Origin of the sequence: Polycladidibacter hongkongensis (assembly GCF_001561995.1) — a bacterium.
Lineage (GTDB): Bacteria > Pseudomonadota > Alphaproteobacteria > Rhizobiales > Stappiaceae > Pseudovibrio > Pseudovibrio hongkongensis.
This window is the reverse complement of record NZ_LLWC01000036.1, coordinates 253,982-274,677: the sequence shown is the minus strand read 5'-3', so window position 1 is coordinate 274,677 and position 20,696 is coordinate 253,982. Positions and strand designations below refer to the sequence as shown.

General features: G+C 54.1%; 17 protein-coding genes. 12 read left to right on the top strand and 5 right to left on the bottom strand.

What is annotated here, in order from left to right; genetic code table 11:
- Nucleotides 1-81: 81 nt before the first annotated feature.
- The 3 genes from AYK82_RS16435 to AYK82_RS16420 all read right to left on the bottom strand — a co-directional run bounded on the left by AYK82_RS16435 (nucleotide 82) and on the right by AYK82_RS16420 (nucleotide 4,142).
- Nucleotides 82-1,866, bottom strand: a complete 1,785-nt coding sequence (locus tag AYK82_RS16435; protein ID WP_068318594.1) for a monovalent cation:proton antiporter-2 (CPA2) family protein — start codon at nucleotides 1,864-1,866, stop codon at nucleotides 82-84.
- Nucleotides 1,867-2,028: 162 nt separating this feature from the next.
- Nucleotides 2,029-3,453 (bottom strand): metalloprotease TldD, encoded by a 1,425-nt coding sequence (tldD, locus tag AYK82_RS16430; protein ID WP_068318591.1) that lies wholly within the window; start codon nucleotides 3,451-3,453, stop codon nucleotides 2,029-2,031.
- Nucleotides 3,454-3,623: 170 nt separating this feature from the next.
- Nucleotides 3,624-4,142 carry an invasion associated locus B family protein gene (locus tag AYK82_RS16420; protein ID WP_425272592.1) on the bottom strand — a complete coding sequence of 173 codons (519 nt, stop codon included), beginning with the start codon at nucleotides 4,140-4,142 and terminating at the stop codon, nucleotides 3,624-3,626.
- A gap of 478 nt (nucleotides 4,143-4,620) precedes the next feature.
- Here AYK82_RS16420 and coxB point away from each other — a divergent pair, with 478 nt between their 5' ends.
- The 7 genes from coxB to AYK82_RS16390 all read left to right on the top strand — a co-directional run bounded on the left by coxB (nucleotide 4,621) and on the right by AYK82_RS16390 (nucleotide 11,529).
- Nucleotides 4,621-5,550 carry a cytochrome c oxidase subunit II gene (coxB, locus tag AYK82_RS16415; protein ID WP_068318588.1) on the top strand — a complete coding sequence of 310 codons (930 nt, stop codon included), beginning with the start codon at nucleotides 4,621-4,623 and terminating at the stop codon, nucleotides 5,548-5,550.
- A 107-nt stretch (nucleotides 5,551-5,657) separates the two neighbouring features.
- Nucleotides 5,658-7,250 carry a cytochrome c oxidase subunit I gene (gene ctaD / locus AYK82_RS16410; RefSeq protein WP_068318587.1) on the top strand — a complete coding sequence of 531 codons (1,593 nt, stop codon included), beginning with the start codon at nucleotides 5,658-5,660 and terminating at the stop codon, nucleotides 7,248-7,250.
- A gap of 148 nt (nucleotides 7,251-7,398) precedes the next feature.
- Nucleotides 7,399-8,343, top strand: a complete 945-nt coding sequence (locus tag AYK82_RS16405) for a heme o synthase (protein ID WP_068318586.1) — start codon at nucleotides 7,399-7,401, stop codon at nucleotides 8,341-8,343.
- The gene (locus AYK82_RS18150) at nucleotides 8,340-8,510 is read left to right on the top strand and encodes a hypothetical protein (RefSeq protein WP_172795266.1); all 171 of its coding nucleotides are present in this window, start codon (nucleotides 8,340-8,342) and stop codon (nucleotides 8,508-8,510) included. The genes AYK82_RS16405 and AYK82_RS18150 overlap by 4 nt, the downstream gene beginning before the upstream one ends.
- Before the next feature lie 31 nt (nucleotides 8,511-8,541).
- Nucleotides 8,542-9,177: a cytochrome c oxidase assembly protein gene (locus tag AYK82_RS16400; protein WP_068318584.1), complete on the top strand. Its 636-nt coding sequence runs from the start codon at nucleotides 8,542-8,544 to the stop codon at nucleotides 9,175-9,177.
- Between the two features lie 46 nt (nucleotides 9,178-9,223).
- On the top strand, nucleotides 9,224-10,111 hold the full coding sequence (locus AYK82_RS16395) for a cytochrome c oxidase subunit 3 (RefSeq protein ID WP_068318583.1): 888 nt from the start codon (nucleotides 9,224-9,226) through the stop codon (nucleotides 10,109-10,111).
- Nucleotides 10,112-10,515: 404 nt separating this feature from the next.
- Entirely contained in the window at nucleotides 10,516-11,529 is a 1,014-nt protein-coding gene (locus AYK82_RS16390) for an SURF1 family protein (RefSeq protein WP_156453405.1), read from the top strand.
- A gap of 48 nt (nucleotides 11,530-11,577) precedes the next feature.
- On the opposite strand, the gene AYK82_RS16385 is transcribed toward AYK82_RS16390, so the two are convergent.
- On the bottom strand, nucleotides 11,578-12,063 hold the full coding sequence (locus AYK82_RS16385; RefSeq protein WP_068318576.1) for a peroxiredoxin: 486 nt from the start codon (nucleotides 12,061-12,063) through the stop codon (nucleotides 11,578-11,580).
- Between the two features lie 107 nt (nucleotides 12,064-12,170).
- A complete protein-coding gene (locus tag AYK82_RS16380) occupies nucleotides 12,171-13,043 on the bottom strand; it encodes a protein-disulfide reductase DsbD domain-containing protein (RefSeq protein WP_172795265.1) in 873 nt (290 codons plus the stop codon).
- A gap of 403 nt (nucleotides 13,044-13,446) precedes the next feature.
- On the opposite strand from AYK82_RS16380, the gene AYK82_RS16370 reads away from it, so the two are divergent.
- From AYK82_RS16370 to AYK82_RS16350, 5 genes are all read left to right on the top strand, one after another.
- On the top strand, nucleotides 13,447-14,043 hold the full coding sequence (locus AYK82_RS16370; protein ID WP_068318569.1) for a YqgE/AlgH family protein: 597 nt from the start codon (nucleotides 13,447-13,449) through the stop codon (nucleotides 14,041-14,043).
- A 166-nt stretch (nucleotides 14,044-14,209) separates the two neighbouring features.
- The gene (gene thrC, locus AYK82_RS16365; RefSeq protein ID WP_068318568.1) at nucleotides 14,210-15,613 is read left to right on the top strand and encodes a threonine synthase; all 1,404 of its coding nucleotides are present in this window, start codon (nucleotides 14,210-14,212) and stop codon (nucleotides 15,611-15,613) included.
- Between the two features lies 1 nt (nucleotide 15,614).
- Nucleotides 15,615-16,916: a M16 family metallopeptidase gene (locus tag AYK82_RS16360; RefSeq protein ID WP_068318565.1), complete on the top strand. Its 1,302-nt coding sequence runs from the start codon at nucleotides 15,615-15,617 to the stop codon at nucleotides 16,914-16,916.
- An 84-nt stretch (nucleotides 16,917-17,000) separates the two neighbouring features.
- The gene (locus tag AYK82_RS16355; RefSeq protein ID WP_068318562.1) at nucleotides 17,001-17,654 is read left to right on the top strand and encodes a GNAT family N-acetyltransferase; all 654 of its coding nucleotides are present in this window, start codon (nucleotides 17,001-17,003) and stop codon (nucleotides 17,652-17,654) included.
- 75 nt (nucleotides 17,655-17,729) lie between these two features.
- Entirely contained in the window at nucleotides 17,730-20,612 is a 2,883-nt protein-coding gene (locus AYK82_RS16350) for an EAL domain-containing protein (protein ID WP_068318558.1), read from the top strand.
- Nucleotides 20,613-20,696 lie beyond the last annotated feature (84 nt).

Below are 20,696 nucleotides of genomic sequence, written 5' to 3'. Positions count from 1 at the left end.
ACTCGGTAGTTTTACAGGTGTGGTCAAGCGCGAAGTGGTGAACACTGCGTCAAATCAACGGCTTCTAATCAAGGTCAAGCATCAGCTGTCGCTATGCGGTATCTCGCCTTTTGGCTTTTGTATCGGGGTACGCATATGCAGATACTTCATACCGGCGAACTCGCCTTCTTCCATCTGCGCCGCCAGCCGCTTTTCATCGCGTGCGCGCACATCCTCTTCCACCAGCTCTATGCGCTCCGCTGGCAGGCCAAGATGCGCCAGCGCTTGGCGGCCAAAAGCGATGCTGGATTCAAATGTTTCGCGAATCTGGAAATCCACCCCCAGCTTGGTTAGCTCCATCGCATGGGCGCGATCTGTTGCTCGGCAGAACAACGCAGCATCGGGGAAAGCCCGCCGGATCTCACCAATCGCCTTACGCATGACCTGATCATTCTCGATGCAAAGGGCAATCAACGCCGCATTTTCTGCGCCTGCCTTTTTTAGAACATCCGCGCGGGTGGCATCGCCAAAATACACTTTAAACCCGTAGGTCTTGGCGGAAGCTATCCTGTCTGGCTTGTTATCAAGCGCAGTGACAGAAATCCCCTCCGCCATCAGCATCTGCGAAACCATCATACCAAACCGCCCCGAGCCGATAACAAGCACAGAAGGGCACACATCCTCAAATGTCTCTAGTTTAGCGGTTGGCGAGCTCTTGCGCAGGCGGCTCGCCAGCATATCAAGCCCCATCCCTGCCAGAGGGGTCATTAGCATGCTGATAATCACCGTAGCAGTAAGCATGCTGCTCAACTCTTGACTGAGAAGTGTCGAGCTGGCAGCGGCTGAGAAAATAACAAAGGCAAATTCTCCCCCTTGCGGCAGGGTAACCGCGATACGTAGCGCGTCAGAATTCTTGGAGCCAAACACCCGCGCCAAGCTCCAAATTACAAGGCCCTTCATCAGCATAAGCCCCGCCACAAACAGCGCGATCATTTGCCAATTGTTCATGACCACGCCCAAATCCAACGCCATGCCCACTGCAATGAAAAACAAGCCCATCAGCAAAGAGCGGAACGGCTCGATATCTGCCTCCAGCGTGTGGCGAAAGCTGCTTTCTGCCAGCATCACACCGGACAGGAAGGCCCCAAGTGCCATGGAAAGCCCTACAAGCTGCATCAAGCCCGCACTGCCAAGCGCAATGAGCAGCGCCGCTGCGAGCATCACCTCGCGGGCGCCTGTACGCGCCAGTAGCTGGAATACCGGCGACACCAGATAGCGTCCGCCGAACATTACGAATGCCACAGCGCCAACGACCATCGCAATCTCAAGCACCACATCGCCGCCGCTAGAAGGTGTCTGGGTTGGCGACAAAATAGAAACCATCGCCAGCAGTGGCACAATAGCCATGTCTTGCAACAGCAAGATGCCAAACGCCCGCTGGCCATAGGGTGTACTCATGTGGCCGCGCTCCTGCAAAATCTGCAAGGCAAACGCCGTAGAAGACAAAGCCAAACCAAAGCCAGCCACCAGCGCCACTGGTACCGCATAGCCCAATAGCCACGCACAGCCAAAAAGCAACACACCGGAAAGCAAGACCTGTGAGCTGCCAAGCCCAAATATATCGGCGCGCATCTTCCATAATCGCGCGGGTTCCAGCTCCAGCCCGATGACAAACAGCAGCAGCACAACGCCCAGCTCGGCCACATGCAACATGTCTTGCGCATTGATGAAAAGCCCAAGACCAAAGGGGCCAACAATCAGCCCGGCCGCCAGATAGCCAATTACGGAACCAAGCCCGAAACGCTTGGCAATAGGGACAACCACTACAGCTGCAGCCAGCAATGTCAAACTCTCGGATAAAAACGGGGGCAAACTGGCGGCGGCCATTGGGTCTCCTGAAAAAGTAGTGTCAAAAATCAATTAAGTAGTACTTGGGCGCGCACCGCAGTGTCGTGTCCAGCACTCGAAGATAAGCCTAATACAAAGTTGTTATAGGTTTACGTCGTTCCCAAGCAACAAAAGCAAACAGAACAAACAAAATACCAAGGCCTAAGCCTTGGTACCTCCAACAGTCATCTCGTTTATGCGCATGGAAGGTTGGCCAACACCAACGGGCACGCTTTGCCCTGCCTTGCCGCAAGTGCCAATGCCGTCATCCAGCTTCATATCATTGCCAATCATGCTCACCCGTGTCAGGGCGTCCGGACCATTGCCGATCAGCATAGCCCCTTTAACCGGCGCGCCGATCTTGCCGTTTTCAATGCGGTAGGCTTCGGTACAGTTAAACACAAACTTGCCAGAGGTGATATCAACCTGCCCGCCACCGAAGGACACGGCGTAAATGCCATCTTTTACGCTGGCGATCATCTCATCAGGGCAGTGTTCGCCGCCAAGCATATAGGTGTTGGTCATGCGTGGCATGGGTTCGTGTGCGTAGGATTCCCGCCGACCGTTGCCCGTGCTTTTTTCACCCATCAACCGTGCATTCTGCCGATCCTGCATATAGCCAACCAGAATACCATTTTCAATCAACGTGGTACGTTGTGTCGGTGTGCCCTCGTCATCAACGCTCAAGGAGCCCCGCAAATCCGGCAGGGTGCCATCATCTACAATGGTAACGCCTTTTGCGGCAACGCGCTCGCCCATCAGCCCGGCAAAGGCCGAGGTTTTTTTGCGGTTAAAATCACCTTCCAGCCCGTGGCCAACTGCCTCGTGCAGCAAGACACCGTTCCAGCCATTGCCCAGCACCACATCAAAAGTACCCGCTGGCGCCGCCACCGCCTCAAGGTTCACGAGGGCTTGGCGCAGCGCCTCATCGACGCCATGCTGCCAGCGCTGCGTTGTGATAAACGAGGCAAAACCCTCGCGCCCGCCCATGCCATAGCTGCCCGCCTCTTGGCGATCACCACTGCCCACAACAACAGAAATATTTACCCGAACCAGAGGCCGCACATCACGAATGCGCTGCCCGTCAGGGCGCAGTATATCGATACAGCTCCAAGAGCCATGGATAGCAGCGGTGACCTGTTTCACCCGTGGGTCCTTGGCCCGTGCATAAGCATCAATTTGCTCAAGCAGCGCGACCTTTTGCGCAAATGTTGGTTGCAGGAGAGGGCTTTGCTCACTGTAAAGTTGCCGGTTGCTGCCGGAAGGGCTAATGGCCAAAGTGCCGATGTGTCCGGCTTTCACCGATGACACCGCGTCGGCGGCCCGTTGCAGCGCCGCAGGTGTTAGCTCGCCCGCATGCGCATAGCCGGTTGCCTCGCCGGAAACCGCCCGTAAACCAAACCCTTCTGAAGAGCTGAAGCTGGAGGACTTCAGGCGTCCATTGTCAAACACCAGCCCCTCAGATTCATTGTACTGCAAATAGAGCTCACCATCATCAGCCCCCTGCAATGCTTGCCGGACCAGTTTTTCGGCAGTTGTTAGGTCCAGCGCACTTGTCGCCAACAGGTCTACAGGGTGAACACTCATGAAATGGCTCCGCTTAAAAACTCTCAAGGTCTAATGTTTTGAACATATCCAAGGCAAAGCGCAAGCCTCCATTGGCGGCTGGCCGGTAATCTCCAAGCCAAAGCGCGCGCAAAATAACAAAAAAGGCCAGCAATGCCGGCCTTTGCGTCTTTGTTGCGTGCAGCGCACGATCAAGGCAGCGCCGCGTAACCCGCAGAGAAACCACCAAGCGAAATAGGAATGCCGATGCCTTCTTCGGGGGTCTTGAAAATAATAAAGGTGGCCATTTCCCCTTTGATCAATGTGTTGAGCAGATCAGACTTCAGGAATACCTCTGCCACACAGCCATCGGGCAAACACCGCAGGAAAGGCGCTGAGCCGATATCCTGATTATCAACATAGAGCCCAAGTTGCGAGGGTAGCAGAACGCCGAGCGGCGCAAGCACCCGCAAAATGGTCGCTTTCTTATCGGCAGTCTTTAGCACGATAACAGATAGCGCCACATTCTCTTGGTCTTCGGCGGTCACGTTCTGGATCAGCGCACATTGTTCAGACTTGGCACCCGCAGGTGTATCGCAGCGCATCTGCCAATCTTCGAAGGTGTTTTTAAGCACCCCTTGTGCTGCGGCACTGCCACTCACACAGACAACAAAACCCAACGCAACAATTGCCTGCGCCGCTCCGCGCAAAACAGCAGATAGCCCGCTCACCCGCATCTCCTAAGTCAAGTACTCATCTAAAGCGCTCGCCACTAGCCTTACCCCAGGCCAATTGATTCGCTCTTACCTATCCTCATCTCATTACAGCTTTGTGGTCAAATGTCAGCAGTAATGGTCTTCTAAACACATATTTATCGCCGCGCCCGCTGCTGCCTGACGTGGTGTTCGCGCCAAATCTGCCCTTATTGGGATATTACGCGGAACTAACTAGGTGAAAACTCTTAGGTCGCCCTTGCATGATAGGTGCGCATTGTGATTTCTCTTCCCACGCTTTGATTTATATCAACTAAGGGTGCGACATATAGCCGCTTCGACCTACGTGGAATCGCGGAGCTCTAATATATGAGCTAATATGTCGCATCGATAAAAAGGATGAGGGCTGGGCAACGGCGCTCATCAGGCATTCCGGCACCTGCCGCCTCCGCGGCACTGGCGCAACAGCCGGAATTGAGGAGAGGGAGCGCAAGACGTGACGGAGCTTTTCAAGCCCCATCGGAATAAAGTGGCAGCGTTGTCCGCACTTGGCCTTACCGGTAGCCTAGTGGGAACCGCATCCGCCAGCCAGCCAGAGCCATGGCAGCTGGGCATGCAAGCTGCGGCTTCAACCGTAATGGAAGATATCCGCTGGTTTAATGATTTTACACTCGTCATCATAACGGTAATCACCGTTTTTGTGGCGGCCCTGCTGCTCTATTGCATGATCCGCTTTAACAGGTGGTCTAATCCAAACCCTTCAAAAACCTCCCACAACACTGCCATTGAAGTGGTCTGGACCGTGGTGCCGATCCTCATTCTTGTTGTGATCTCCGTTCCCTCTTTCCGTCTGCTGTTTAAGCAGCTGGAAATTCCCGAGTACGAGATGACAATCAAAGCCACCGGTTACCAGTGGTATTGGGGTTACGAATACACTGATGAAGGCATGGAAGATGTCGCCTTTGATGCGCTTATGCTTTCTGATGAAGATCGCGCCGCTGTAAAAGCCGAAAAAGGCTTGAGCGATGTGGAAGTGCCGCGCCTGCTGGCGACCGACTACAACCTTGTTGTGCCGGTAGACACCACGGTACGCGTGCAGGTCACGGCTGCAGACGTAATCCACGCCTTCGCCATGCCGTCCTTTGGGGTGAAAATCGATGCAGTGCCCGGCCGCTTGAACGAGACTTGGTTCCGCGCAGATCGCACCGGCATGTACTACGGCCAATGCTCCGAGCTTTGTGGCAAAGACCATGCCTTTATGCCAATCGCCGTGCAGGTTGTCACCAAAGCGCAGTACACCGCGTGGGCAGAAGCCGCCAAGTCTGATGTGGATGAAGCCAACGCCATACTCGCCAGCCTGATTGCCGAGCAAAAAGCGGCAAGCGCACCCCAACCTGAAAAAACAATCCAGCTGGCCGCTAACTAGTATTAGCAGCGTTCAGCCCGAAAGTGAATTGCATCAATAGGCGCGCCGTCTCGCCACCCGCAAGACAGGCAGCGCCTAGAGCCAAACAGAAATTGAGGAGCACAAATATGTCTGCGTCAGATGCGCATGCACATGATCACCCCAAGGGGTGGGTGCGTTGGGTCAACTCGACCAACCATAAAGATATCGGGATCCTGTACCTGATCTTCGCCATCATGGCCGGGATCGTTGGCGGTGCCCTATCCGTAGGGATCCGTCTGGAATTGCAAGATCCGGGAATGCAATACTTCTCGGATGCGCACCTGTTCAATGTGTTTACCACATCACACGCGCTGATCATGATCTTCTTCATGGTTATGCCAGCGTTGATCGGTGGCTTTGCCAACTATTTTATTCCGATCATGGTTGGGGCGCCGGATATGGCTTTCCCGCGCCTGAACAACATCTCGTTCTGGCTGCTGCCACCGGCGTTTATCCTGCTGCTGATGTCGCTGTTTGTTCCAGGCCCTCCAGGCGGTAATGGCGTTGGCGGTGGCTGGACGATCTACCCACCGCTGTCCACCTCTGGACAACCCGGCCCGGCAATGGATTTCGCGATCCTTTCACTGCACGTCGCCGGTGCATCGTCCATCTTGGGTGCGATCAACTTTATCACCACCATATTCAATATGCGCGCGCCAGGCATGACCTTACATAAAATGCCGCTGTTTGCATGGTCTGTGTTGATCACAGCATTCCTGCTCTTGCTCTCCCTGCCGGTTTTGGCAGGCGCGATCACCATGCTGCTTACCGATCGTAACTTCGGCACCACCTTCTTTGAAGCAGCCGGTGGTGGTGATCCGATCCTCTTCCAGCACCTGTTCTGGTTCTTCGGTCACCCTGAAGTGTATATCCTGATCTTGCCAGCCTTCGGCATCATCTCCCACATCATTTCCACCTTCGCCCGCAAACCGATCTTTGGTTACATCGGCATGGCATACGCCATGGTTGCCATTGGTGTGGTCGGGTTTGTTGTGTGGGCGCACCACATGTTCACCGTCGGGCTTTCTGTCGATACGCAGGCCTACTTCCTGTTCGCCACAATGGTGATTGCGGTGCCAACTGGCGTGAAAATCTTTTCTTGGATCGCCACCATGTGGGGCGGATCTATCGAATTTCGTACGCCAATGGTTTGGGCAATCGGCTTTATTTTCCTGTTCACCGTTGGTGGCGTTACGGGTGTTCAGCTGGCAAACGGTGGTCTCGATCGTGCCCTGCACGACACATACTATGTGGTCGCACACTTCCACTACGTGCTCTCGCTTGGCGCAGTTTTCGCGATCTTCGCAGGCTGGTACTACTGGTTCCCGAAAATCTCGGGCTACATGTACTCCGAGTTTATCGGTAAGCTGCACTTCTTCGTCACCTTCATCGGTGTGAATCTGGTGTTCTTCCCGCAGCACTTCTTGGGTCTTGCAGGTATGCCGCGCCGCTATGCGGATTATCCAGATGCCTACCACGGCTGGAACTACGTCTCCTCCATCGGCTCTTACATCTCCGCATTCGCGGTGCTGATCTTCTTGGCAGGTGTGGCGCATGCCTTCATCGCCAAGCGCAAAGCCGGTGACAATCCATGGGGCGAGGGTGCCAATACGCTGGAGTGGACCTTGTCCTCACCTCCGCCGTTCCACCAGTTCGAAACCCTGCCAAAAATCAAGTAGGCCCAAGCGGCCTCAGGGTTACCACAACACGCGACTGGGCAGCGAAGACGCTGCCCGCTCGCAAACCGCCAAATGCCAGCAACAAGAATAGGCAAGGCACTCAAATCAGCCAAACCGGGATGTCTTTTGACAAGAAGGACCTAAAGGAATGACCGTTTACGAGCAAACAGACACTCTGCCTTCTGCAGGCGCCCGGGCACAAAGCTTCGGCGGCCGCGGAACAGCGCGAGATTACATTTCCCTGTTAAAGCCTCGGGTCATGTCACTGGTGGTCTTCACCGCCTTGGTGGGCATTTTGATCGCGCCGGGCAATCAGCACCCGTTCCTCAGCTTGCTGGCGTTGTTGTGTATCGCCATCGGCGGGGGCGCCTCTGGGGCGCTGAATATGTGGTGGGATGCCGATATTGATGCGGTCATGAGCCGTACGCAAAAACGCCCGATACCGGCAGGAAAAATCACGGAAGGCGAGGCACTGGCCTTTGGTATGATCCTGTCCATCGGCTCAGTGGTGGTGCTGGGTCTGGTCAGCAATTGGATGGCCGCTGGCCTATTGGCGTTTACGATCTTCTTCTATGTGGCGATCTACACCATGTGGTTGAAGCGTTCTACGCCGCAAAACATCGTCATCGGTGGGGCAGCGGGCGCCTTGCCACCTGTCGTCGGCTGGGCATCCGTTACGGGCTCTGTCGATGTCGAGCCGCTCGTCCTGTTCTTCATCACTTTTGCATGGACTCCGCCCCACTTCTGGGCGCTCGCATTGGTGAAAAACGCCGACTATACTGCCGCCAAAGTACCAATGCTGCCCGTTGTTGCCGGCGAACGCGCCACCCGCAACCAGATCCTGCTCTATTCGCTAATTCTAGCGCCTATTGGGGCAGCGCCTTACCTCATCGGTTTCGCCAGCATTGCTTACGGCGCGCTGGCAACACTGCTTGGCGCTATATTCATCTACAAGGCTGTGCAAGTGCGTCGCTTCGAAAGCGGAGATGCCGCGCGTGCCGCATGTATGAGCCTGTTCAAGTTCTCGCTTCTCTATCTCAGCCTGCTCTTCGCAACACTACTGGTTGAAAACATCATTGGAGGCTTCCTATGAGCACCAACACCACAAGCGACGCCCCACTTTCTCTCGACGCCGAGCAGCAGAAGGCTCGCCGCAGCCGCTCCAAAGCGCTGGCGGTTGTTTTGGGGCTGATGGTCGTCATGTTTTATGCCGTAACCATCATCAAGCTCGGTCCGGGCATTATGGATCGCCCGCTCTAACAAAGCAGTTTACGCAGAAGACCCCAGCCAGATGCAACAGCCAGATCAACATCCTCATGATAGCGTGGCACAGCGTGCCCTAAGCAAGCGCAACCAGCGCGTTGCCGTACTCTGCCTGTCGCTGTTTGCGGGCATGATTGGTCTGTCGTTTGCCGCAGTGCCGCTTTACCAGCTTTTCTGTCAGGTAACCGGCTATGGCGGCACCACGCAGCGGGTGGAAGAGGCAACAAACGGTATTGAGGTGCTGGATCGCACCATCACCGTCCGCTTCGATGCTAACACAGCAGGCGGATTGCCATGGGACTTTGCCCCCAAGCAGCGCACCATCAAGGTTCGGCTCGGGCAGATGGCTGAGGTGTTCTACACCGCGCAGAACGATGCGGGCCGCCGTACAGCAGGAACATCGACGTTCAATGTCTTTCCCTACGAAATGGGAGGGTACTTCAACAAGATCGACTGTTTCTGCTTTACCGAGCAGCCACTTGCAGCAGGTGAGTCGGTCGATATGCCGATACTGTTCTTCATCGATCCGGAAATGGACAAAGATCCGGATTTGAAATTCGTCAAGGAAGTTACCTTGTCCTACACCTTCTTCCCCTCGCAGGAGGAGGAAACCAAAACAAGCGCGCTCTCGCTGCAAGGCGAGCAAAGAGACGCCAAACTTTAACGGCGGCTGCACGCGCGCATCCGCTGACCATTGGGGAGCTGTATTTATGGCTGAGGCACATAAAAAGAACCACGATTACCATATTATCGATCCAAGCCCATGGCCGTTTCTGGCATCTATTGGCACATTGATCCTCGCTATCGGCGCAATTGGTTACATGCGTGACCTGAATGGCGATGTGCTCGGCTTCTTGCCTTTCACCAATTCCGAAGGCCAGTTGGAATACGCCATTGACCTGACCGGTTGGGGCCTCTTTGCGCTTGGCTTCGCGATTGTTCTTTACACCATGTTTGTTTGGTGGCGTGATGTGGTGCGTGAATCTCACGAGGGTCATCACACACCGGTTGTTATGCTGCACCTGCGCTATGGCATGATCATGTTCATTGCATCGGAAGTGATGTTCTTTGTGGCGTGGTTCTGGGCGTTCTTTGATGCCTCGCTTTACGCAGGCGAAGTCCAGCAGTTTGACCGTGTCGCCTCCACTGGTGGTTTCTGGCCTCCACAAGGTATCGAAACTTTTGATCCTTGGCATTTGCCGCTGTTCAACACCTTTATCCTTCTGCTTTCTGGTACTGCAGTGACATGGGCCCACCATGCAATGCTGCACGATGATCGTCAGGGCCTGAAACAAGGTCTGCTGGTTACTGTGCTGCTCGGCGTATTGTTCTCCATCTGCCAGGCCTATGAATACTCGCACGCCTCCTTCGGCTTCTCCGAAAATATCTACGGTGCGACCTTCTACATGGCCACCGGCTTCCACGGTTTCCACGTGATCGTTGGTACGATCTTCCTAGCTATCTGCCTGTTGCGGGCCAACGCTGGCCACTTTACTGCCAAAAAGCATTTCGGCTTTGAAGCGGCGGCATGGTACTGGCACTTCGTTGATGTGGTCTGGCTGTTCCTGTTTGCCGCAATCTACGTTTGGGGCGGCTAAGCACACCTAAAGAACGATTGAAATAAGTGCGAGGCCTGTGTCACATGAGTGGCGCAGGCCTTTTGTTGTTTTTGCAATCTTAGATTGCAATTTCTTGCGGTTTCTTGGAAAGTTACCTCTTGTCAAACAAGTATTGCCGAAGGGGTGAGGATACGCGTCGCTGCCAATAGGACAAAGTTTCGATTCTCTTGCAGCTCCGTGCAAGTTACTCCATTTATAGAGGTTGGAAGGAGGGTGTCCTTGCGGAAGTTGCTAGGTATTATCACACAATCCTTCAAATATGGTCCAGGTTTGGGTTTTTGGCTGGCTTTCACTTGTCACCCATGTCTAAGGTTGCTAACCCATCCGTCGGAGATGAGCCGTGAACTGAAAGTCTGCAAAGACGTGCGTTGAAGGGAGATTGGGTGATAATCGAATCTCATATGACCGGGGATATGCAATGGTCCGAAAAGGACCGCACAGCCGATGTGCCGCAGCAGAACCAAAAAGAGGACGACTACGCCTTGATGGAAGTTGAAGCCGAGCCGACAAGCGAAACGCCAGCACAAAAGCCTCTGTGGCAGCGCTATCTATGGCTGCACATTTGTACTGCAATCGCTTTTTGTATTCTTCTTTCGCTGGGATTTTGGCAGATGCAGAGGCTGGAATGGAAAAACAGCCTGATTGAACGTGCTGAAATTCGAGCAAAAGCGGCCCCGCAATCCGTCCCTGGTCCAGAGATGTGGGCCACGCTTGACATGGATGAAGTAGATTACCTCCCCGTGTCAATTCGGGGGCAATTTCTGATGGGAGAGCTTTACTATTTCGATACACTGCAAAAGCCCAAAGGCTCCTTTGGCGGCCAAGGTTACTTTGTTTATGCGCCGTTTGTAACGCAGTATGGCAATATCATATTGGTAAACCGTGGGTTTGTTCCCGCAAGCAAACGTGAGCTGTCGAGCCGAATGTCTTCTCTTCCTGAACGGGGAGAGGTGCTGCTTGCCGGGTTAATTCGTCGTCCGGAAAGCCAAACGTTTTACAGCCCTGAAGGCAACACCCAAACCGGGGAATGGTATGTTCGCGAGCCGGATAAGATGGCAGCTGCGCTAGGTCTTGATGCTAATATCACAGCCCCGTTTACAATTGATGCCTACGAGAACTTCTCGCAGGCGGGCGGCCTGCCACAAGCCGGTGAAACCCGGATGACCTTCTCAAACAACCATTTGTCCTATGCTATGACATGGTTTGGCCTAGCTCTCACGCTTGTTGGTGTTTATATCGCTTTCTTTCTGCGGATCCTTGGAAAGGAAAGAGCAGATAAAAATGCAGCACTTAAACAAGAAGAAGCACAGCGGGAAAAAGAAGAGGCAGAAGAGCGCCTGCGCAAAAAGGCTCTAGAGGATGCAAAAACGCGCCGCGGAGCGCGAGCTCGTCGATAACAGAGCATGCTCCCGCCCTACGAGAATACGCGGGAGCATGCAGATTTCCTAGAGCAGTTCTAGAATTGCTTCTGCGGTTGAAACGTCGGCGCTTCCTGGTGCGTCTTCAACATTAAAAGCGCTGACAACGCCATCCTTTGCAACTAGTGCATAACGCTTGGAACGCAGACCAAGACCGGCGCCACTGCCGTCAAACTCCATGCCAATTGCCTTAGTGAATTCGCCAAGACCGTCGGCAAGGAATGTGATTTTCTCGTTGCCGCCGCTTGTCTTCGACCATGCGTCCATCACAAACATGTCATTGACCGAAACCACTGCAATTTCATCAACGCCTTTGGCTTTGATATCTTCCGCATGTTTGATAAAGCCGGGCAGGTGATTGAGGTGGCAAGTCGGGGTAAACGCCCCCGGCACTGCAAACAGCACCACGGTCTTGCCTGCAAAGACGCTCTCGCCAGAAACATCCTCTGGACCATTTTCGCCAAGCCGCTTGAATGTTGCAGCTGGTAGCTTGTCGCCAACCTTGAGGGTCATTTCACTCTCCATAAGTACGTCATAAAAAGTTGCAATCACTGGAAGCTTGTCTGCTTGTGTCTATAAATACAAGAGGCGCGATCCGTGTTTCCACGTAAGTTCCCTCTCTACTGGGGGGCAAGGCGAAGAACAAGCGTAGCTTCCCGTTCAAAGGCGTCCTGACCAACCACAATCGTAAGCCGTAAGGTGACCTCGCCACTTTCCTCTTCAAGCCCTTCCAGCGCGGCCTCGTATGTATAGCGTCCCGCGCTCTGGTCGCGCAGAACAGGAACGCTCACATAAGCACCTTTCGGTCCCTCGATAAACAAACTTGGCGAATCCCCAAGGCTTAAAGCGGCTACATCTTCCAGCTCGACAACAATTTGCAAAAGGCGTTTTGCGTCTTTCACAATCGGTGTAATCGTCGCGATAGGCATTGTTTTGCCCGAAATCTTCTTTGGTAGCGCATCAAACGCGGGATCAAGGCTATTTGCCTGCGCAAGCTTAGTGGTGTTTGCCGCAGCGCGCGTGGAGGGAACAATCATTTGCAGCGCTGCAGCTTCCGGTATGCAAATCTGGTTGCATATTCCAAAGTCGGTGACCACAGAAAGCACACTGGTTTTACTCGGGTCTTTTAGGTTTGCCAGGATTGGGAGCAACAGCCGGTCATGATACACATAGGAAACCGAATAACCGTCGTTGTACTGCTCAGGAGCCGGGAAAAACACCTCTGCCCTATCAAGGTTGGTTGAGCCGGCAAATGAAACAGAAGTTGGCAATCCGGTTTCCCCTGGAACGCGCCAATATATGTGCCAGCCGGGCTCCAGTTTGTACTCAATAGCTAGCCGCAGCGTATTATTCGCTTGCACGTGAGGCTCACGAACAAGCCGCAATGCACCGCCCTCTACTTGCTCCCAATCACTGGTGACAAGAGCTGAGCTTCCCGCGTTGGCAACAAGTGGGCAAACAACCAGCAGACAAAACGAGAAAGCGCGCATCATCACTCGTCTCGATTGTGACCACGCCATTAAGCGATGATCTATTAAAAGTGCTGCTTGACCTGTAAATTTAAGTGAAGTCATCATGCTGCTTTTCTGCCAGACTTGCAGTGGCTGGTCGATGTTTATTCCGCCCAGAAAACTCACAATCACGCGAGCGGTGTATGCATTCACCTTGGATTTATGCCTCATCAAAACAAAATGACATCCGCAAAAACGTTAGATTCTCTGAGTTTTTCAAGTTGCACACTGCAGTAAAAAACCAAAGTCACCGGTGACGCATCGTTTGTGTATGGCGGAAGAGCGTGAAAATCTGTTAAAGATTCAAAGTCTATACTTAAAAGACAGGACGGCAGCAAAGAGAACAACAAGCCTTTGGCGTCACACGAGGAGCGAGCAAGCATCTATGTCGGATATCGACCAGAACCAATCTATGGAAGGCCAATACCTGATAGCCATGCCCACCATGGAAGACGGCAGGTTTGCACACTCGGTGATCTACCTATGCGCGCATTCCGAGGAAGGTGCCATGGGGATCATTCTTAATGACCCGGCCGAGAATATCAATTTCTCTCAGCTGCTCTCACAGCTCAATATTCTGCCGCAGGGGGACGAGTTCGAGTTGCCCCATGCTTTGCGCAATATGAAAGTTTATCAAGGTGGTCCGGTAGATACCGGCCGTGGCTTCGTCCTGCATTCCGACGATTTTTTTATCAAGGGATCCAGCCTGCGAATTGAAGACGGTATTTGCCTCACAGCCACACTTGAAATTCTCCGTGCTCTGGCGGAAGGGCGCGGTCCCAGCCGCGCGTTACTCGCGCTGGGTTATGCTGGTTGGGCCCCCGGTCAGCTGGAAAGCGAGATACAAGCTAATGGCTGGCTCACCTGCAAAGGCGACCCTTCTTTGGTCTTCGAGGTGCAAGATCACGACAAATGGCAGCGCGCATTGCAGATCCTGGGTATTGATCCGGGTATGCTCTCCTCGCAAGCGGGCCATGCGTAAGGCGAAACCTTCTCCACGTAGTTTATAAAAAGCCACTGAAACACCGGTGAAACCTCAATAATCCTCATGGGGCAGTGCTTGCAACGCCTGCTCAACCCAAGTATTGTGCTGCCACTTTTCGCCTAATATCGCAGGCATTTTGGGGATCTTTAAGGAAGGTTACACCGTGAAATACATTAGCACGCGCGCCGAAGCACCAGAACTCGATTTCTCGCAGGTGTTGCTAACTGGTCTGGCCCGTGATGGCGGCCTTTACCTTCCAAAGACGTGGCCGCAGCTTTCAAAAGAGCAGATCGCCGGTTTCGCTGGCAAATCCTACGCGCAAGTAGCCTATGAAGTCATCTCCCCATACGTCGGGGACTGCATCCCGCAGAAAGATCTGCGTGCAATGATCGAAGCCGCCTATGCCACCTTTGCCCACAAAGCCGTAACCCCGCTTGTGCAAACAGACGACAACACATTCGTGCTGGAGCTGTTCCATGGCCCAACGCTAGCCTTTAAGGATGTGGCGATGCAGTTGCTTGGTCGCCTTATGGACTACGTGCTGGAGAAAAACGGCGAGCGCGCCACCATCGTCGGCGCCACTTCAGGCGATACGGGCGGTGCTGCGATTGACGCATTCAAAGGGCGTGAACGTACTGATGTGTTTATTCTCTTCCCGGAGGGTCGTGTATCTCCGGTACAGCAGCGCCAGATGACCACTGCCAAAGAGCAGAATATTCATGCTTTAGCGATCAAAGGTAACTTCGATGATTGCCAGAGCATCGTCAAAGACATGTTCAACAATTTCGCCTTCCGCGATAAAGTGTGCTTGTCAGGTGTTAACTCCATCAACTGGGCTCGCATCGTTGCACAAGTAGTGTACTACTTCGTTTCCGCCGCAGCACTGGGGGCGCCGCATCGCAAGGTGTCCTATACAGTGCCTACCGGCAATTTTGGCGATATCTTTGCCGGTTACGTCGCCGTTCAGATGGGCTTGCCCGTAGATGAGCTGGTCATTGCCACCAACACCAACGATATTCTTGCTCGCACGCTGGAAAGCGGCGTCTACCAAACCTCAGGCGTAGTTCCGACTACGTCGCCCTCCATGGATATTCAGGTTTCCTCAAACTTTGAACGTCTGCTGTTTGAGGCCAATGGCCGCGATGGCGCTGCCGTTTCGCGGCAAATGCAGAGTCTGAAGCAATCAGGGGCCTTCACACTGGAAGAGAATACCCTGCGCACCATCAAATCACAGTTTGCCGCCGGCCGTGCGGATGAGGCGGAAACCGCTGCCACCATCGCCAGCACCTTGAAAGAAACCGGCTACCTGATGGACCCCCATACCGCTATCGCCGCTGCCGTGGCGCGCAAACATGCCAAGCGTAAAGTGCCAATGGTTGTGCTCTCCACGGCACATCCGGCCAAATTCCCGGCGGCTGTCGAGGCGGCAAGCGGTGTCGTGCCACAGCTGCCCGAGCATCTGTCCGATCTTATGCAGCGCGAAGAAAAGTTTGATGTCCTGCCAGCAGATGTAAAGGCCGTAGAAGAGCATGTGGCAAGCAAAGCCCGTGCAGTGGTGCTTGCCTAACATGACAGCCAAACAAACCACATTGCCTTGCGGCCTGACCGTCGTAACCGATCACATGCCGCACCTGAAGACCTCAGCGCTCGGCGTGTGGGTGAATGCTGGCTCACGTTTGGAAAGTGCGGCAGAAAACGGCCTGACGCACCTCTTTGAACATATGGCGTTTAAAGGCACGACATCCCGCAATGCCCTGCAAATTGCCGAGGAAATCGAGGCTGTTGGCGGCGAGATGAATGCCTCCACCAGTGTGGAGCACACCAATTACTACGTGCGCGTACTTGCTGAGGATGTGCCGCTTGGTCTCGATATCCTTGCCGATATTTTGCAAAACTCGCTCTTTGATGAAGCAGAACTGGAACGTGAAAAACACGTCATCCTGCAGGAAATCGGCGCGGCGACAGATTCGCCGGAAGATCAGGCTTTTGATCTGCTCTTGGCCACCGCGTGGCCGGATCAAGCCTTGGGACGCCCAATTCTCGGTACACCTGAAACAGTTAACAGCTTTACGCCGCAAACCATTCGCGATTTTATGGCCCGCCGCTACTCACCGGGCAATATGGTACTTGCCGCTGCAGGTGCTGTTGATCATCAGGCCCTGTGTAAATTGGCGCAGGAGGCGTTCACCTCCCTGCCGCAAGGCAGCGCGTGCACGGCTGATGCGGTTGTCTACAAAGGCGGCTATGCGCAGGTTGAACGCGACTTGCAGGAGGTGCAGCTCATCCTCGGCTTTGAGGGGCTTTCCTATCACGACGACGACTACTACCCCGCCCAGTTGCTTGCTTCTATCCTCGGTGGCGGCATGTCCTCGCGCCTGTTTCAGGAAGTACGCGAAAAGCGTGGTCTTTGTTACTCGGTCTATGCATTCCACTGGGCCTTTTTGGAGGGGGGCTTATTCGCTGTTCATGCGGCAACGGGGCCGGATGATACTGAGCAGCTCCTTCCAGTAATAGTCGACGAGCTTAACAGCACCATCGATACCTTGCGTCCAGAGGAATTGGCGCGCGCCAAGGCGCAAACCAAGGCCAGCTTAATGATTGCCTTGGAAAGTCCGGCCGCTCGTGCAGGCCAGATTGCCCGGCAGATGATGATCTATAATCGCATTGTCCCCGTGGATGAGCTGATCGAGAAGCTGGAGAAAGTCACCCTTGAGGACATTCGCCGCACAGCCACCAAGCTGTTCACCGGCAGCGCTCCTACTCTGGTTCGTGTTGGGCCAAGATCGGCTATGATGGATATCAAGGATATTCAAGAAAAGCTACAGGCGCGGATTAGCGGCGTTGCATCCAGACCAACAACCGACGCATAGTAAGCGATGGCCGGTTAAGCGGCGCGATTGTGCCGCTTCATCGCCGTTTATTAAGTTTTGCGCCAAACGCAAGGGAGGGAAGAGATGGCATTGTTTGGACTATCAGCTTCAACATCTCCTCGCTTGGTTCTGGAAGCAGAAGGCATCCATATGCGTGCGCCTGATGCGCGGGATATGGCGCAGTGGCTGGAACTGCGAGAGCAAAGCCGCGATTTTCTGCAGCGCTGGGAGCCGCCTTGGCCACATGATGATGTGACCCGCAGGGGCTTCAAGCGGCGCTTGGCCAAGCACGCCAGCGAGATCCGATTGGGGGTGTCGCGGCCCTTCTTCCTTTTCGATAGCCGCAACAGTCAGCTTGTCGGCGGCGTGAATCTGTCGAACATTCGTCGCGGTGCCGCGCAAATGGCCTCTATGGGATACTGGATGGGCGCGCCTTATGCTGGCAAAGGGTATATGAAGCGTGCGGTGCCGTTGGTACTCGATTACGCCTTTGATGAGCTGGGAATGAACAGGGTCGAGGCCAGTTGTATTCCCACCAACACCGTGTCCCTTGCCTTGCTGCGCAAACTTGGCTTTGAAGAAGAGGGTTACGCCCGCAACTATCTCTACATAGATGGCAAATGGCAAGATCATGTGCTTCTGGCAAAAATAGCTGGAGAACATGCGCCTCTGGCCAAAGTTCCGCCACAGAATCGGCTAAGTGGAGTACAAACCTCTGATACGCTTTCTTCCGGCTGATCCGATGCGGAGCTTTCGTTCAAACGCAAGGATGCAAAGCAAGGGTTGAAATTGCACTTGCCTGCAGGAGCATAAATGTCTTTTAAGAAGTTGGCCCTCGCTCTGGCCGTAGTTTTCTTGGCGATGATCGCAACAGGTCGCAGCTGGGCGCTTGAGCCTATTGTCGTGCCTAAAAACCTAGATGCATTGGACATGACGCAGGTCATCGAAATGCATCGCACGCCAAGTGCTTCCTTGCAGGTCTCCACCGCACCAGACGCTTCGGGAATTGTGCGACGCATCGAAGTGCGCTCCGCCAGCGGTGAAAAGCACGAGTGGGCTGTTTTTGCGCTCACCAACCCCTCTAACGAACAGGTCGATCGGCTCCTCGTTGCGCCTTACTACAAAATGGCGGGCGCGGGTGTTTTCATGCCTGATTTGGGCAATCGTCGCATCCTGTCGATTACCCCAAGTCAGGGTATCCCGCCAAAACGCGAGACTTCGACACGCGCCGATGTGTTCCGCATCACGCTCGATCCCGGCGCTGTTGTGACTTATGTCGCCGAACTGGAAGTGGATAGTCTGCCTGAGCTCCGCCTATGGAAACCAGAGCCGTACAAAGACAATATCAATGCCTATACGCTGTTTCATGGCATTGTACTTGGTATCGCGGGCTTGCTCTCGCTGTTCCTAACCATCCTCTTTATTGTTAAGGGCACGGTGTTATTCCCCGCAACAGCTGCCTTGGCTTGGACCGTCCTTGTTTACTTATGTATTGATTTTGGCTTCTGGAACCTGATCGTTGGCCGTTCGGCGGGTGAGGATCAGTTTTACCGCGCCATCTCGGAGATATCACTCACCACATCCTTGGTGGTGTTTCTCTATGCCTACCTGAATCTCAATCGCTGGCAGGTTCGCTTCACGCATCTGGTACTTGGTGTTACAGCTTTTGTCGGGCTTCTGGTCGCTGGTGCCCTTTGGGATCCATCGATTGCAACCGGTATTGCCCGCGTCTTCTTGATGTTGTCGGTCATCATTGGCTTCGGCATTATCCTGCTGCTTGCACTACAAGGATATGAGCGCGCGATTATGCTCGTTCCCACATGGTTCTTGCTCATCATGTGGTTAATCACTGCATGGATGACCACTGGCGGCGGCATCGCCAGCGAACTTGTACAGCCTGCACTTGCAGGTGGGCTGGTGTTGATCGTCCTGCTGCTGTCTTTCACTGTAATGCAGCACGCCTTTGCTGGCAGTGGCATGGGCTCGGCATTGGTGCCAGATGCCGAGCGACGTGCACTGGCGATTACCGGCGCCGGTGACGTAATCTGGGATTGGGATACCGATCGTGACCGGATTTCGACCTCCGAAATTCTTGAGGAATCTCTGTGCTTACAGCCCGGTTCCCTGCAAGGGTCTGCGCGCGACTGGCTTGAATACCTACACCCGCAGGACCGTGATCTATTCCGGGCCACCCTTGATGCGGTGATTGATCACCGTCGTGGCCGCGTTAATCAAATTTTCCGCCTGCGCGGCGAAGATGGTCACTACCGGTGGTTCCGCCTGCGGGCACGTCCTGTGCTGGGTAATGATGGCGAGGTGGTGCGCTGCGTCGGAACGATGCTCGACATAACCTCGCAAAAAACCGCAGAAGAGCGCCTCATGCACGATGCCGTGCACGACAACCTTACCGGCCTGCCCAACCGTGAATTGTTCATGGATCGCCTGTCGGCAGCCATCGTTCGCTTGAAAGTGGAAAAAGGAAGCAATTTCTCGATCATTATGATCGATATTGATCGCTTTAAGCAGGTGAATGACAGCATTGGCCAAGCTGCGGGCGATTCCATGTTGCTCACCACAGCGCGCCGTCTTTCGCGCTTCTTACAACCGCAAGACACGCTTGCCCGCCTGAATGCCGATACCTTTGCGATATTACTCTTTTCGGAAACTGAGGCTAGCAAAGTTGCCGCTTTTGCCGATGAGCTGCGTAAGGCTATTCGCATGCCTGTCAAATTTGGCGAGCAGGAGATCTTCCTTACCGGCTCGATCGGCGCAGCGCTATCTGATGATACAATTGAGAAATCGTCGGATTTGCTGCGCGATGTCGAAATCGCGCTGAACCATGCCAAACGTCTGGGTGGTGATCGGCTGGAAGTCTTCCGCCCGACCCTGCGCCACTTGGTAGGCAATTCTCTTGCGCTGGATGGCGAGCTTCGTGCGGCGATCGACAAAGAAGAGCTACAGGTATTTTTCCAGCCGATTGTGCGTCTTTCAGACAAGTCCATCGCTGGGTTTGAGGCGCTTGCCCGCTGGCATCATCCAACTCGAGGGTTAATACCGGCCTCTGAATTTATTCCCGCGGCAGAGCAAAACGGCCTTATCAGTGAGATCGGCTTGTTGGCGCTAAACAAAGGGGCCCAGCAACTGGCCGCGTGGCAGCGTGAGTTCCGTCATGCAGTACCGTTGTTTATGTCGGTGAACATCTCCTCGCGCCAGTTGCTCAACCACGATTTGATCTCGGATGTGAAGGCAGTGCTATCCCGCAATGCCATTTCCCCCGGATCGTTGAAGCTCGAGCTTACAGAATCGCTCATCATGCAAAACCCTGAGTTTGCTGTGCAGGTGCTGGAGCGATTGAAAGCACTGGGAGCGGGGCTGTCGCTAGATGATTTCGGCACCGGCTATTCTTCTCTTTCCTACTTGCAACGTTTCCATTTTGATACGCTCAAAATCGATAAGTCGTTCGTTCAGGCAGAGGACAATAACGCCCGATCGGTCATCCTGCGGACACTCATCTCACTCGGGCACGATTTGGGTATGGAAGTTGTCGCAGAAGGCGCAGAGGCAGAAAATGAGTCGCTAGAGCTTTACCAATTGGGCTGTGAATATGCTCAAGGTTATCTTTACGGCCAGCCGATGGTCGCAGAAGAGGCGGCAAAGCTATTAAAAGGGCAATACGCTCACGTTGCGCAGCGCTGATTGCGATGCACGAGATTGAGGGGCAAGCGGTATTTGACGCAGCTCTACCTGCCAAAAAAAGACCTGTCTGTGTTTCGCAGATAG